Genomic DNA, 14,069 nt, shown 5'->3' with positions numbered 1-14,069 from the left:
TCCTCCGGGTAGTTCTTCAGAGCCATCAGTGACATCTCTTCCCCTGGACCTCAAGATCCAGTCTCCAAGGTGTCCACACTCAGGGGTGAGGCCCCCAGGGCCCGGATGATCTGAACGCACTCCAGCAGTCGCGCCATGCGCACGTCCTTGCGCGGCCAGCCGTCGCCGGTGATGTGCTCGTTGCTGGCCTCGCCGCTCCCCAGCGCCGCCCAGAACCGGCCCGGATACATCGCGCCGAGCGTGCCGATCGCCTGCGCGATGATCGCCGGGTGATAACGCTGCCCCGGCGCGCTCACCACACCGAACGGCAACCCCGTGGCCTGCAACGCGGCACCAAGCCACGACCACGCGAAGGCCGACTGTCCCTGCCGGGCGCTCCACGGCGAGAAGTGGTCCGACGACATCGCCGCCGCGAAGCCCGCCTGCTCGGCCCGCTCCATCGCGCTGAGCAGCACGCTCGGGTGCACCTGCTCGTGAGAGGCGTGTATGCCGTAAACGCTCATACGCCCGCACCTACCCGGTCAAACCGCACCTAGGCGCAACCGCGTTCCCGCACGCTCGCCACCGACAACCCCACCTGACACCACCCCAGCCAAAACCTCCCCGGCCCCAACCACCACGCCGGCGCAAGCCGAGATCATCAGACTGTGCGTGAGTGGCGTGATTTCGTCACGCGAGCGATTGAATACGTCACACGGCGAGGCACAGCATTTCGTCACTACGGCCGTGACGAAAAGGGTGGTCGTGATGGGGTGTGCGGTGTGTGGCGGTGAGGTGGCGGGTCAAGCCACGCGGCCGTCCAGCGGTGTACTGTTCGCGCGCTTGCCAGGCCAAGGCTTATCGGGCGCGTAAGGCCGGCGAGGACGCTCCTGCCGTTCCGGGGCGGCCAGCCGTGCAGGGCCTGGCCGAGATCCTGTGGCGGGACGTGCTGGTCCTGGTGGAGGCGGTCCGCGCCGTCGAGGCAGGCCGCGACGTCGATACCGAGACCGTCACGGCCGCCGCGGCAGCGACCCGCCGGGGCCTGGACGACTTGGTGGCCCGCGTCCGCCGCGCACTCCTACCCGCCACCGGAGGGTGTGACGAAGAGCCGGTACCGGTGACGCAACAGGCGGCCCTCGCTCTGGTGCCCGCCCTGGCGCCCGTCATCGAGCCACTGGCGCGCGGGGCCGAGCGGCTCGATGCCGCCGCCGCGCCCATGCCCGTGCCGCGAGCGCCTTCCATGCCGAAGGCCGCGCCCGTGACGAAAAGTGTGACGGAATCTGGGGCGGACGTCGGGACCGATGTCGCTGAGCTGTACCTGGCGCGGCTGCACGGCGAGGACTACCTGCTGCTGGCCGACGATGCGCGCCTGGGATGCGCGGCCGCGTCGCCGAGCGCACCGACGTGATCGTGCGGGGCCGGTGCGTCGGCTGGCTCCAGCGCCACTACCGCCGCCACGTCGCCTGCACCCCGGACGGCCCCGTCCGTACCCCGGACGGCGGCCCGGCCGCCACCGTGGTCGACGCGGTGATGCTGCTGTTCGCCGCGCTGTATGCGCCCGCGCCGCTGCCCGACCTGGGGCCCGGGGCCCGCACGCCGCGGCGGCCACGCAACCGCCCCAAAACCGAGCGGCCGTTGTGCCCCTACACCGCCGCGCAGCTCGCCACCGCCCTGGACCCGCCGCGCCTGGACGGCGGTGGCTACGCCGTCGTGGTCGACGACTACGGCGAGCGGGTCGTGCTCGGCCACGTGTACCGCACCGGGCGGCGCTGGCAGGCCACCACCGACCGCCGGCGCGTCCTGGTGCACGGCGCCGCCACCCGCACCGAGGCCATCGACTGGCTGCTGGCCACTCCCGGCCCGCTGTTCGGCGACCCCGCCGACACCGTCACCCATGTGTTGTGACGAAAAGGCGTGATGAAATTTGACGGTTGTCGACCGCCGCCGCGCTGCCGACTCCCTGCCGACAGAGAGGCTCGCATGTCCGGTCACGAACTGCCCGCGCTGCTGACCGCCGCCGCCGTGGTGCTGGAGCGGGCCGGCGAGATCGGCCCGGTCAGCGTGAGGTGTGACCGGGCTAGCCGGTCGTTGCCGCCGGTCACCATCACGCCCGCCTCGGTCACCCTGCCCGGCGACGTCCAGCGCGCCATCGTGCGCACCATCGCCGAGGCGATGGGCTGGAGGGCGCGGCCCCTGGACGGCGAGGACGGCACCACCACCCGCGGCCAGGTCGGCGCCATCGAGGTGGATGCCCTCGCGGTCCCGCTCCCCGGCCACCCCGTCGACCGGCCCGGCCCGTGCCGCACGACCACCGCCGCGCACGCCGACCTGCTGCGCGCCCTGGCCGGGAAGGGGGGCAGTTCTCTGTTCTGTCCGGTTAACTGTCCCCGGGATCAAGACGGCCCCGTCCGCCCGGGGAGCCAGGCCGTCGTGATGCCGGGCGTCGCAGCATGAGATCCCGGACATCTGCGGAGACCGGATCACATGAGGTTAGGAAGGGCCGGCCTCCTAACCCGCCAGTGGGCGAGCTCAGATGGCAAGCGTCATGTCGTCCTCGCCACAAACGGTGGGGAGCGGATCACCATCGATCTTGACGATCCACTGCCAACTCGTAGTGTCGCCGCCAACGGCACTCAAAAGCCACCGACCCAGGCATGGTTGGCATAGGAGCCAGACGGGCAATACCCGTACGAGCCTCTTGTGTCACCGCCATTACGCCATGGGCCGTAATACCAACGGCCGTCGGTGCATAGGACCCCGCCGAAATAGCGGAAGCCCGTGCAAATGCCACCTCCATGACGGGCGCCGAGCTCGATGTAGCACGTCCGCGGGGCGGCTTGAGCGGGGCTCGCGGGCATCAGGACCGTTGCACCGGCACTCAATGCGAGCACCGCGAGACCGAGACTTCCGCGTTTCCTCCCCGTGATCCTCTGCTTTGCCTTTACCATTGATCATCTCCAATGGCGTCGTGGCCGCCAACTCGTGCCATCCATGCTCCAATATAAAGCAACAGCACACCATCACAGTGGCCGGGATTGGCCGTATAAAGACCTCGCCGCCGGGCAGACAACAAACCCCGGCAGCGGTCATGCAGGTCGACGTCGTAGCTAGTGAGGCCCCGATTTCAATCGCCGAAATATCCAACGGATGTGTGTGCCTCTCTGACCAAACAATTTGTCCGGTCCGTAAAGCGTTCAAGCCCGCGCCGCCCTGCAGACCCGCGCGCATCAGGACAGCAGGTGGTCGGCGGCGACGTCGACGCCCGGATTCCGGGGGCTAGGTGGGGGTGGGTGGTTGCTGTCGGGGGCCGGACGAGGTGGTCCAGGCCGGCGCGCCAGATCTGGCCTGGCACGGTGGCCTGGGCGGCGAGCTGGTCGTAGCGCTGCCACAGCGGGGAGAGCTCACCGGTAGGGGTGTGGCGGACGATCGGGCGGTTCCACGCGGTCCGCTGGACCGCCGGCCACAGGCAGGCCATCACACCCCGTCCGTGCTGCGCCCGGTCACCGGCGCGCTACGCGACGTCGTGACCGCGCTGGAGCCTCACGGCCTGGCCCCCACCACCCGGGACGGCTACGACGCCCTCGCCGGTCGCCGGAGTTCGTCGAGTTCGGTGACTTCCCTAGGCGTTGTGCCGCAACCGAAGGCGCCCAAGCCGGGCAGGCAGCGGCCGACGGGGCGCGTCACCCGCGTGATCAGTTGTCCAGCCCGGTGGATGGCGGAAGAGGGCGGATGCTCTTGGCGATCGAATCGAGCTCGGGGGTCAGTGAGCCGGGCCTGGCGGTGAAGGTGACGGTGCAGACCTTGCGCCCTGGATACATGATCCGGAAGTAGACCAAGCGCGTCAGGCCGTCCAGGTAGTCGGCCTTCATACCGCCCGGATCGCCGATCGCCACCTGCGACACCGCGACCGGGCCGACGATGCTTTCGCGTCTCGCGAGCTGCTGTCTCACCTCAGCCATCTGGACAGAGATCGACCGCTCCTCGCCTCCGTCGCAAGTGCCGCTGATGGTGTTGACCGGTGACCTGGCGGTGTCGCGCGAGTCGGCGACGTACAAGGCGTGCTTGCGGCCCAGGCCCTTGGCGTTGTCTTTGATGTAGGCCATGGCAGGGCCGCCGAAGCCCGCCTTCTTGATCTCCCGAGACAGCGAGGTGGCGTTGAGGTCGATCCGCCGCCAGCCGGCCGGCAGATCCAGCGCGATATCGCCCTCGACCGAACTCAACGTCCGCCGCCCCGGGGGCAGGGTCCGCGCGGTGATATAGCCCGTGGCCGCACCGCCCGCCTGAGGAGTCGCCGGGGCTTGCGGGTTCGTCGCGGGCGAGGTGCAGGCGGCCGCGCCGGCAGCGAGCAGGACAGCAGCGGAAAGGAGTTTCAACGATGACCTCGGGCTGGTGGTTCGGGATCCAAGTCCTCGATGTGCGGGACGGCAGGCCCGGCGATCGACCAGCGGCCTCCGTCAGCAGATCGCAGGGATCCTATGGGCCTGGTGATCAGCCTGCCAATCGAGTATGCGCTGGCCGTGCAGAACGCGGATCGTCCAGCGCTGAGCGGCAGGGCTCTCCTAGGTGATACATGCCCGAATGAGTGATATGGCGATTACGTCAAGTTAGCCACGTCGTATTGCATCGGATGCGAATTCTTCGCATCTAACGGGACCAGAGTCGGAGGGATGCCATGGGCACCGGCCGCGTCCTCGGGGAGTGTGTGACGGCCCGGTTCGAGGACGATATTCCTGGGCGCGCAGGGACGGCCTGGCTCAGGCCCCACCCCGCCATCCCCTGCGCCTCCCACTGATGCCTCAGGAAGTCGACTACCGCAGCCCCCTCGACCCACCTTCGGCAGGCAGCGGACGGCCCCTCACAAGGCGACAGAACCCCGCCACGCCATCAGAACGCACCCGGGTCCCACGACATGTCCTCGACGACCTCCTCCTTCGGGAAGCTGAAGGCCATGGCCCGGTGCAGCTGTTGGCGCTGCTCGGTGTCGAGGGCATCCTCGGCCGGGTGCGGCAGAAGGGTGCGGCAGTACTCCGCGAACCAGTCCCGGCGCCACGGCCACACGATGAGCACTATCACACCCAGGACCAGCGCGAACGCCCCCCACATCAGCAGGCCCACGAACACGGCGGCCACGACCTCGTCGCCGGGCCCGGAGAACGCCCCGACCGCATAAAGCAGTTGGGCAGCGCACCAGCCCGCGAGCAGCACGGCGGTCAGGATCGCGACGGGCCGGACGCGATCCCGGTCACGCGTGGACCAACGCGGCCACCTGGCGTCCTCGCCCCGCAGGAAGGGGTCGCGCCGCCCGCAGTGCTCGGTGTCGACATACAGGTAGCCCAGCGGCCAGGGCCCGGCGTGGCCGCGCAGGGTGGCCAGCACGGCGGCCGGGACCGGATGCTCCGGCGTCCGGCCGGGATCGGCCCCCCTGGCGGTGACCGCCACCTGCCCGTCCTCCTCGATCCGGATAAGGCCGGCCAGCAGCAGTTCGGCGGCCCCGGCCCGGTCCGCGCCGCGGTCGCCGTCGGCCGTGGCGACCGCGTGGTACGGGTCAATGTCCATCGCGTCCAGCCGCGCGACGGCTGCCCGGTCGGCCCGGTCACGGACCCACCACAGCACGCCGAGCACGGCGTACACCCCGCAGACCGCTGTCAACACGACCATGAACAGGTCCATTTGGCTCATGGCTGGCTTCCTCCCGGGACAGGACAGCGCGGGGACAGCGGCCGATCAGGTCGCTCGTCGAAGTTTCCCCTAACGCGACGAATCCAGGTGCGAATCACGTCCGTTCATGTCTGTTCGTGATACCTCGTGAACCGCACCGGAGCCGCCAGCCGGGATCAGGAGAACGGGGACCGTTCGGGGCACCCTGTCCCACTTTCGGGCTCGCGGTCGGGCTCGCAGTCGGGCTCACGTTCGGGAGGCATCGGGCCTGGGTGGCGTACCTGGTCGCCACCTGGCGGCCGGCCCGGGCCGTTCCTGGACGACTGCCATCGCCTCGGGCCACTCCGGGCAGTTGGCCCCCTCTACCAGTTCCGCCACGCCGAACTCCACGACCACATCGCCGCCACCTACCAACCGCCCCCTTGACGAATACGACACAGTCGAATACGACACGGCACCGGTCAGGCGCAGGGGGCTGCTTTTGGCGGCGGCATCGCCGCCGACCGAGGATCCGTTGGTCGGGCAGGTCATAGACTGGGGGCATGACCGCCAGCGCGCCGGAACCCGCTGCTGCACCGCCGGGCAAAGACCTGAAGTCGATCCGGGCGGCGCTGCTGCCCGAGGACCGTGCTGGGTTCGACTCTGGGTTGCGGCGGGCGATGAACACCGCGGCCGACCATCTGGATCTGGCGCCCGTTCACGAGTTCATCGAGGCCTGGTGGCGTATCGCGGTGTTCTCGATGGATCCGGACAAGCACCGCGCCGCTCGTGGCACCGCTGAGGCCCTGGTGCGTGGTGAGCGGGTCGCGACGGTCGACGCCACACAGATGATCAGGCGGCGTATCGCCGATCTCGAGGGCGGACGTTGATCTATCGCGAGCAAAACAGCTGATCGCCGAGATGATGGACAACCTTCCCGATCTACGACCTCCCGCAGCGCCAGAAGCCGTCAATGACAACGTGCCCGCGCTCATACCGGAAGTGCTCGCAGAGCTTCCCAGGCCGGTCCGGCCCTACGGCGGGACGACGGCGATCTTCACCCTCGACGCCGAGCACCGTGCCCCTTTCTGTCTGATGTGGCGCACCGGTGGCTCAAGCCGCCCGCGCGCGGGCGGGTTGTTGCGTCCCATCGAGACCGAGGCAGTCACGTTCAACCCAAGGCATTCGACGATTTGCCTCAGATGCGCGGGACTGTCTGCCGCCAGACCTGCGGTTTTACGGGTAAGTGATCCGTCGGGCTGTGGCGGTGGGGCGATGGCAGCGCTGTAGATGCCGGTCTCGACGACGGTCTGTGGTGCGGCGCCGGCATCGCGCCACCGCTAGGTCAGGCGGCCGTAGAGGTCGTTGCCCGGGGCGTTGGGGTCGGTGCCGCAGTAGAACTCGCGCATGGCGGCGGTGAGTTCTTCCTTGCTGAGGCGGCCGTCGCCGTCGGTGTCCAGCCGGGCGAAGACGGCTTCGGCGTCCTGTTGGGGGCGGTCGGGGCCGACGTACCAGCGGTGGAACTCGATGGCGTCGATGTAGCCGTCGCCATCGAGGTCGGCGAAGTCCAGCACGGCCAGTACGGAGGGCAGGATCGCTCGGTCGAAGCCGCCGTCGCGGCCGATGACGCCCTTCTCCAGGGCGGCCGTGAACTCTGCCAGGTCGACCCGCCCGTCATCGTCGGTGTCGGCGCCTCGCCGGATGGCCTCCCAGATTCCCAGGTAGGCGTCGTGTACCCGCCGCATGGCGGCGGGATCGGCGCGCCCGAGCCGTTCGGCCAGGTCGGCGGCCAGCCCGGCGTAGTCGCTCTGCTCCAAGAACCCGTCACCATCGTGGTCCAGCGCCTGGAAGCGCCGTTCGATCTTTGTTCGCTGCAGGTCGGTCAGCATCCCAGACACACCCACCCTCTCATGACTTACTGAGTTCACATTGACACTTTAGGTAGTCACGGTGAGGTGGTGAGCGAACCCGAGAGCAAGAGTGCCATCACCGCCGCGAGGCAACCAGATGACTTGAGGTCGGGAACAGCCTTGAACCACCGAGATGCGCCACCGCGCAGTGAACCCGACTCGAAACGATCACGGGCCGCAATCGTGACCTCTCACTCGGCTACCTGGCGGCTGGGAACCCAGGGCTATTTCGCACATGGGTAGCTGGTTGTTGATCGCCTCGAACATCCGCAGTGCGGACAGGTCTTCCCAGACCGGGCCGTACCGCTCACCACGCCAGGCCAGGGACGGAACTCGACAGAGCGGGGGCTCTGTCTGGCCTGGCGCACCGGCGCTTCCACCTGCGCGCATCACGCGCGGCGCACCTTGGGGCTCGCAGGCAATCAGTAGTCGGTGGCCGCGCGCCGAGTTGATGTCGGTGGCGGGTCGGCGGGGCGGGTCGGCGCTGCTGGACAGACAATCGCTCACCTACCGCATACGAATGTAAGCGGCGGGTAGCTGCATGGGGAAGGATGCCCGTCTTCTGAAAGGCGCCCCCCATGCGTACGCTCATCCTCACCTGCGCCGCCGCGGCCGCCCTGCTGGCCACCGGCGCTCCGGCCCCCCCACCCACGTCCGCCGTCCCGGCGGCAGCCCCGAAGCCACCCCAATCCACCCTCGCCAACATTCCAGGTCTCAGCGGCCTCCTAGGCGGGGGTGCTAAGAGCGCCGGCGGGGGAGGTCTCCTCGGCCTTCCCCTTCCCATCTAAAGCTCAAGGCCGTGTAGTTAAGGGCGGAGTGCCTGCCCGTAAGGGCTGATCACGGTCTGGTTGATCTCGGGAAACAAGAAGCGGAGCCCCGGTAGAACGACTTGTCCGCCAAAGACACGTCGCATCACGGAGGCTCCGCTGTCTGTCCAGTCTGTCATCATCAGCAAGATCACGGTGGCTGGAGGCGTGTTCGCGCCGGGTCATCTGGGAGAGCTCACCCAGATCGTCTCGTTCGACATGGTCGATGCCGTATTGGCAGAGGTCGATGGTCTCAAGCGCCGGGTGCGTAAACTCCCGGCCCGGGTCGTGGTCTACCTGTTGCTGGCCGCGGCCTTGTTCAGCGAGGTCGGCTATCTGGGCGTCTGGCGCAAGCTGACCGGCGCCCTGGACGGCCTGCCCATCCCCACCCTCACCGCGTCGGCGTTGTGGCAGGCCCGCACCCGGCTTGGGCCCGCTCCGCTGCGGGTGCTGTTCGAACTTTTGGCCGGACCCGCCGCCACCACGCTGACCCGGGCGGTCCGCTGGCGTGGGCTGCTGGTGTGCGCGATCGATGGCACCAGCCTGGACGTGCCCGACTCGCCGTCGCATCGAGCCCGGCTCGGCAAACGCGGCAACCAGTACACCACCGCGGGCTACCCCCAGATCAGACTTGTCGTGCTGGTCGCCTGCGGCACCCGCGCGATCATCGATGCGGTGTTCGGCCCCGCCGAAGGCCCCGGAACCGGGGAGAGCACCTACGCCACACGACTGCTGCGCCCACTGCATGCCGGGATGATCGTGCTGCTGGACCGTGGCCTGTCAGGCAACCCGCTGCTGGTCGCCACGCACGGCACCGGCGCGCACCTGCTGGCACGCCTGTCAGCCTCCCGGCGGCCCCCGCTCCTGGGCCGGCTGTCAGACGGCTCGATCCTGTCGAACCCGGGCGGAGTACCGGTCCGCATCATCCAATGCCAGATCACCATCTCCATCACCGCCGGCACCCAGACCGGCCACTACCGGCTGGCCACCACCCTGCTCGACCACCGCACCCACCCCGCCGCCGAGCTGGTCATCCTCTACCACCAGCGCTGGGAGGTCGAATCGGCCTACTTCGCGATCAAGAAGACGATGCTCGGCCGCCGCGTCCTGCGCTCGACCACCCACCCGGCATCGACCAGGAAATCTACGCACTCCTGACCGTCTACCAGGCCCTACGCATCGCCATCAGCGACGCCGCCGACACCACCGGCACCGACCCCGACCGAGCCAGCTTCACCATCGCCCTGGCCACCGCCCGCGACCAGGTCACCCGAGCCGCCAACATCCTGGCCGAACAAAGGATCGACCTGGTCGGCACCATCGGACGACACGTCCTGAACAACCTCATGCCCGACCGACGCCTGCGCATCAGCCCCCGCGCCGTCAAACGCCCCATGAGCCGCTACGCCTACAAAAGCCTGCGCGTCGACCGCCGCACCTACAAAGCAACAATCAGCATCGACATCTTGACCAGCCCGATCAGCCCTTAACTACACGGCCTTGGCCTTTAGTGTCCATATAGAGAGTGAAGCGATCACACCGGCGCATACCGAGACCCGCCGCACCAGCCCGACGATCATTTGACGACCCCCGCTGCCGAAAGCCGGCCTTGCCGTCGGCAGCGGCCGTCCCCAAAAGCGGGCTGCATACCGTTCCCGCTTCACTGGCCATATCGACCCGATAAGGGATCAACGAGCCGAAACAAACACCGTCTCTATGACGCTGTTCCTTTCGGCTCTACGACGCTTCCACGCCGCATTCCGGCGCACCCACTCAGAGGAGGCCGCTGACGAGCTGGCTGAGGAGTCCTCCGATGTTGTCGAGGCCGCTGCCGTCGTCGGCGTAGGCCGGTGCCGTGGCGGCCGACAGCGTCGCGGCAGCGATGGCCAGCACCGCGATCAGATGACGGGCGATGCGCATGAGAATTCTCCTCACGGTGCGGAATCGGTCGGTCACTTCATGCCCGCCCTGGGTGGCGAGCCGCCTTACTCGCGCGCCCGATCCCCCGATCCGGCAAGCAACCATCTCCGCAACGCCGCGCGGGGCCGCACTCGCTCACGCGGACGGCCCCCCACTGCCTTTTGCCGAATGTTACACGCGGGCCTGGGCGAGTGGTTCGTCGCGAGCCAACGGGTGGACGAGGCCCTCCTGAGGGATACATCCCGAATCAGCGATAAGTACGATTATGTCAACATGAATGGCCGGTAGTGCATCGATGCGCGATCGCCCCTTGGGGCTCTCTAGCGACCGAAGGTTCTTGCATGCTGGGAATCTGGCCGGGGCTCCTGTCAGGTGCTGCGGGGCATTCGCGGCACGCCGAGTTCCTCCAAGACCGAGATGTAGGAGCACAGGGCCGCCGTGTGGCTTTTGAGAGTGGCGATGCACTCGCCGAGGTCGGTGGTGCGGACCTCGGGCAGCTCGCGGATGAACCGCTGGTTGCCGTCCTGTTCGAGGCCGGGAAGCGGATCATCCACCATGACGTCGCCGGACATTTCGAAAACCTCGCCCCGGATCTGGATCGTGACGTCCAGGGAGACGTCCCGCTTGTCGGCGTCGTTCAGCTGTCCATGTCCGCCACGCTACGCGACAGTGCGGCCCTGAGCCGCCGTCGAGATCGACAGCCAATGCCGAAGCCGGATCGAATATCGGAGGTCACCAGCAGGGCTCCAGGCCGAACAGCACCGAGACCCGGCGCAGGAGCGGGCGTGGCCGGACATCGCCGCGTCTGTGCCGTATAGGAGCATCCCGTACCGGCCGGCGATGCGCCGGGCGATGGTGGACTTCCCCGCTCCGCTGCCGCCGATCCAGTAGACATGCCCCAGTCTCCCCCGCCGTTCCTGAGAGGTCACCGGCACAACGGTAGAGGCCGCCGTGGCGGACGCCGTTCGTCTGGCTGGGGTGGGAGTTTTGCCGGACGGAGGTGCGCCCGATCGTGCGGTGTGCGGCGGAGGCTCCGTGCATACCGTCGTTGGCACCGTGCTCCCGTGAACAGAACAGGTGGCAGCGATGCGTATCGCGATGCTCGCGGCCGGTACCCGTGGCGACGTCCAGCCGATGGTGGCGGTCGGCGACGAGCTGGTCCGGCGTGGCCATGAGGTGGTGGTCGCCGTCAACTCCGACCTCGCCGGCTGGGTGACGCGGGCCGGGTTGCGGGCCGTGCCGACCGGGGTGGACGTCGGGCGTTTCCTCAACTCGCCCGAGTCGCGGCGCATGCTCGCCCGCGGCAAGGTGGCCACGACCATCAAGCACATCGCCGAGGACGAGCAGCGGGTCAACCAGGAGATCGTGACTGCCTGCGCGCAGGCCGCCGAGGGCGCCGACGTGGTGCTCACGACGTTGACAATGGCGCTGCGGGGCCTCTGTTTGGAGAAGGCGACCGGTGTGCCGAGCAGGATCCTCTATGCCTTTCCCATTCTGCCGACCGGCGACTTCGCCAGCATCATGCCCGGCATCCGCGACTTCCGGGTGGCGTGGGCCAACCGTGGCAGTTCGCGCCTGCTGAACCAGCTGTACTGGCTGAGGAACAAGCCGAACCTCGACGAGATGTGCGACCTCCTGGGCGCGCCACGGATCAAGAGGCTTCCCCGGCAGGAGGAGTGGCCCGCCCTCCACCTGTACAGCCCGCGGGTCGTGCCGGAGCCGTCCGACCTTCCCGGCGGGCATGAGCTGGTCGGCTTCCCGGTCCTGTCGGACGAGCTGCGCGACCGGCTCGGGGAACGGGCCGTCGTTCCCGAACTCGACCGGTGGCTCGACGCCGGGCCGGCGCCGGTCTACTTCGGGTTCGGCAGCATGCCGGTCCTGAATCCCGAACGCACGCTGCGCGATCTCGTGGACGTCACGGCGCGGCGCGGCATCCGCGGCCTGGTCGGGGCCGGCGGCAGCGAGCTCGGCAGGTACGCCGACGGCCTGCCCGGCCACCTGTTCCTCGCCCGCTCGGAGTTCGACCACGACCGCGTCCTGCCCCGGTGCCGGGCGGCGGTGCACCACGGCGGCGCGGGAACGACGGCGGCGGCGCTGCGGGCCGGCCTGCCGGCGGTGGTGGCCAGTGTCTTCGCCGACCAGCCGTTCTGGGGCTGGCGGACCGAGCAACTGGGCGTCGGAGCCGCCATGCCGTTCCGCAGGCTGACGCCCGCGCGGCTGGGACGCGCCCTCGACCGGGTGCTGGACCCGGCGTACCGGACCCGCGCGCAGGCGATCGGCGCCGGCCTGTGCCGGGAGGACCCGGTGGGCCGGGCGGGCGACGTCATCGAGCAGTGGCTTTCCGTTCAGCGCCCTCAGGTGAAGGGGATCTCATGAAACTGTCCGTCGAGCCGGCGCCCGAGGCCGGCGTCATGCCGGCCGCCGCGGAGATCCCGCGCATCCGGGTGATCACCGCGCGGCCCGGCATCGCGCCCGGCTACCTGTTCATGTCGCCGCAGTCGCTCATGGAGCCGCACCGGCCGCACGGCCCGCAGATCGTGGACGACCAGGGACGCGTGGTCTGGTTCCATCCCGTCCCGGAAGGCCAGTACGCGACCAACGTCCGGGTGCAGCGGTACCGGGACGAGCCCGTCCTGACGTGGTGGCAGGGAACCGCGACCCCGACCGGCGTCGGTGACGGGATCGGCTACGTCCTCGACCAGAGCTACCGCGTCGTGGCGACGGTGCGCGCGGCCGGCGGGCGGCCCTTCGACCTGCACGAGTTCCTGCTGACCGACCGCGGCACGGCCCTGCTGGTCAGTTACGTCCCCCGGCCGTACGACCTGCGGACCGTCGGCGGGGCCGAGGACGGCGTCGCCCTGGACGGCGTGGTCCAGGAGATCGACGTGGCGACCGGCGAGCTGCTGATGGAGTGGAGCGGCCTGGACCACGTCCCGCTCACCGAGAGCGACATTCCCGAGGCCATCTCCAAGCCGTACGACCAGCTCCACGTCAACTCGGTCGCGGTGGACGAGGACGGCGACCTGCTGGTCACCGCGCGGATGTCGTCCGCGCTCTACAAGGTGGACCGGCGCACCGGCGACATCGTCTGGAAGCTCGGCAGCTCCGCGAGCACGCTGGTGCTCGGCGTGGGAGTGCGGTGCTTCTGGCCGCACGACGGGCAGCCGTGCGGCGACGGGGTCTACCGCCTGTTCGACAACGCCGCGAACGAGATGATGGAGGGCTACGAGTCCCGCGTGGTGTGGATCCGCGTCGACCCCGGAAGCGGGACGGCCACGTTCGTCCGGCAGATCACCCATCCCGAGCATCTGTCGTCGGTGGCGGAGGGCAACGCCCAGGACCTGCCGAACGGCAACACCCTCGTCGGCTGGGGCCGCGCGGCGCGGATCTCGGAGTTCGCGCCGGACGGGACCCTGCTGTTCGACGCCTGCTCCCCCACGGGCAACGGCTGGACCACCTATCGCGTGTACCGGCAGGAATGGGATGGGTTCCCGGCCGCCCCGCCCGAGGTGCACGTCGACGGGCGGCGCGTGCGCGCCATCTGGAACGGCGCGACCGGCGTCTCCCGATGGCGGGTTCACGTGGGCGGCGAGCACGAGCGGCGCGCCGTCGCCCTCGTGGCGTGGGACGGCCTGGAGACGGTCGCGGAGATTCCCGAGATCGCGCCCGGCCGGTTCGTGAGCGTCGAGGCCCTCGACGCCCACGGCAGGACGGTGGGCACCTCCCCGGTCGTTCGGGTCGGGCCCTGAGCCGACCCCCGGGTTCGTCCCCGCCGAAGCCGCCGAAGCCGCCGGAACGCAGGGCGACGCGCGTCCGC

General features: G+C 69.2%; 15 protein-coding genes. 8 read left to right on the top strand and 7 right to left on the bottom strand.

Going from position 1 to position 14,069, the window contains the following annotated elements; translation table 11 throughout:
- Positions 1-50: 50 nt before the first annotated feature.
- On the bottom strand, positions 51-455 hold the full coding sequence (locus tag ACGFNU_RS39295) for an LLM class flavin-dependent oxidoreductase (protein WP_392601667.1): 405 nt from the start codon (positions 453-455) through the stop codon (positions 51-53).
- Positions 456-892: 437 nt separating this feature from the next.
- Between ACGFNU_RS39295 and ACGFNU_RS39290 the strand changes: the two genes are divergently transcribed.
- The 3 genes from ACGFNU_RS39290 to ACGFNU_RS39280 all read left to right on the top strand — a co-directional run bounded on the left by ACGFNU_RS39290 (position 893) and on the right by ACGFNU_RS39280 (position 2,433).
- Complete coding sequence (locus tag ACGFNU_RS39290) at positions 893-1,387, top strand: hypothetical protein (protein ID WP_392601666.1); 495 nt, start codon at positions 893-895, stop codon at positions 1,385-1,387.
- Complete coding sequence (locus tag ACGFNU_RS39285; RefSeq protein WP_392601665.1) at positions 1,354-1,884, top strand: hypothetical protein; 531 nt, start codon at positions 1,354-1,356, stop codon at positions 1,882-1,884. The genes ACGFNU_RS39290 and ACGFNU_RS39285 overlap by 34 nt, the downstream gene beginning before the upstream one ends.
- A 75-nt stretch (positions 1,885-1,959) precedes the next feature.
- The gene (locus tag ACGFNU_RS39280) at positions 1,960-2,433 is read left to right on the top strand and encodes a hypothetical protein (protein ID WP_392601664.1); all 474 of its coding nucleotides are present in this window, start codon (positions 1,960-1,962) and stop codon (positions 2,431-2,433) included.
- Between the two features lie 1,238 nt (positions 2,434-3,671).
- Here ACGFNU_RS39280 and ACGFNU_RS39275 read toward each other — a convergent pair.
- Positions 3,672-4,352 carry a hypothetical protein gene (locus tag ACGFNU_RS39275; protein WP_392601663.1) on the bottom strand — a complete coding sequence of 227 codons (681 nt, stop codon included), beginning with the start codon at positions 4,350-4,352 and terminating at the stop codon, positions 3,672-3,674.
- A gap of 511 nt (positions 4,353-4,863) precedes the next feature.
- A complete protein-coding gene (locus ACGFNU_RS39270) occupies positions 4,864-5,658 on the bottom strand; it encodes a hypothetical protein (protein ID WP_392601662.1) in 795 nt (264 codons plus the stop codon).
- A gap of 521 nt (positions 5,659-6,179) precedes the next feature.
- Here ACGFNU_RS39270 and ACGFNU_RS39265 point away from each other — a divergent pair.
- Positions 6,180-6,506, top strand: coding sequence for a DUF6247 family protein (locus ACGFNU_RS39265; RefSeq protein WP_392601661.1), 327 nt, complete (start codon positions 6,180-6,182; stop codon positions 6,504-6,506).
- A gap of 450 nt (positions 6,507-6,956) precedes the next feature.
- Here the strand turns inward: ACGFNU_RS39265 and ACGFNU_RS39260 are convergent, their stop codons facing one another.
- Positions 6,957-7,505: an EF-hand domain-containing protein gene (locus ACGFNU_RS39260; protein ID WP_392601660.1), complete on the bottom strand. Its 549-nt coding sequence runs from the start codon at positions 7,503-7,505 to the stop codon at positions 6,957-6,959.
- A 599-nt stretch (positions 7,506-8,104) separates the two neighbouring features.
- Here ACGFNU_RS39260 and ACGFNU_RS39255 point away from each other — a divergent pair.
- Positions 8,105-8,314 carry a hypothetical protein gene (locus tag ACGFNU_RS39255; protein WP_392601659.1) on the top strand — a complete coding sequence of 70 codons (210 nt, stop codon included), beginning with the start codon at positions 8,105-8,107 and terminating at the stop codon, positions 8,312-8,314.
- 186 nt (positions 8,315-8,500) lie between these two features.
- A complete protein-coding gene (locus tag ACGFNU_RS39250) occupies positions 8,501-9,490 on the top strand; it encodes an IS4 family transposase (RefSeq protein WP_392601658.1) in 990 nt (329 codons plus the stop codon).
- A gap of 14 nt (positions 9,491-9,504) precedes the next feature.
- On the opposite strand, the gene ACGFNU_RS39245 is transcribed toward ACGFNU_RS39250, so the two are convergent.
- The 3 genes from ACGFNU_RS39245 to ACGFNU_RS39235 form a co-directional block, all read right to left on the bottom strand.
- Entirely contained in the window at positions 9,505-9,663 is a 159-nt protein-coding gene (locus ACGFNU_RS39245; protein WP_392601657.1) for a hypothetical protein, read from the bottom strand.
- A gap of 442 nt (positions 9,664-10,105) precedes the next feature.
- Positions 10,106-10,252 carry a hypothetical protein gene (locus tag ACGFNU_RS39240; protein ID WP_392601656.1) on the bottom strand — a complete coding sequence of 49 codons (147 nt, stop codon included), beginning with the start codon at positions 10,250-10,252 and terminating at the stop codon, positions 10,106-10,108.
- Positions 10,253-10,620: 368 nt separating this feature from the next.
- A complete protein-coding gene (locus ACGFNU_RS39235; RefSeq protein ID WP_392601655.1) occupies positions 10,621-10,824 on the bottom strand; it encodes a hypothetical protein in 204 nt (67 codons plus the stop codon).
- Between the two features lie 514 nt (positions 10,825-11,338).
- Here ACGFNU_RS39235 and ACGFNU_RS39230 point away from each other — a divergent pair.
- Positions 11,339-12,628 carry a glycosyltransferase gene (locus tag ACGFNU_RS39230; protein ID WP_392601654.1) on the top strand — a complete coding sequence of 430 codons (1,290 nt, stop codon included), beginning with the start codon at positions 11,339-11,341 and terminating at the stop codon, positions 12,626-12,628.
- Positions 12,625-14,001, top strand: coding sequence for an arylsulfotransferase family protein (locus ACGFNU_RS39225; protein WP_392601653.1), 1,377 nt, complete (start codon positions 12,625-12,627; stop codon positions 13,999-14,001). The genes ACGFNU_RS39230 and ACGFNU_RS39225 overlap by 4 nt, the downstream gene beginning before the upstream one ends.
- Positions 14,002-14,069: the final 68 nt, after the last annotated feature.

It is taken from the genome of Spirillospora sp. NPDC048911 (genome assembly GCF_043198015.1).
Taxonomy (GTDB): domain Bacteria; phylum Actinomycetota; class Actinomycetes; order Streptosporangiales; family Streptosporangiaceae; genus Spirillospora.
This window is presented reverse-complemented; position numbering and strand designations above follow the sequence as displayed.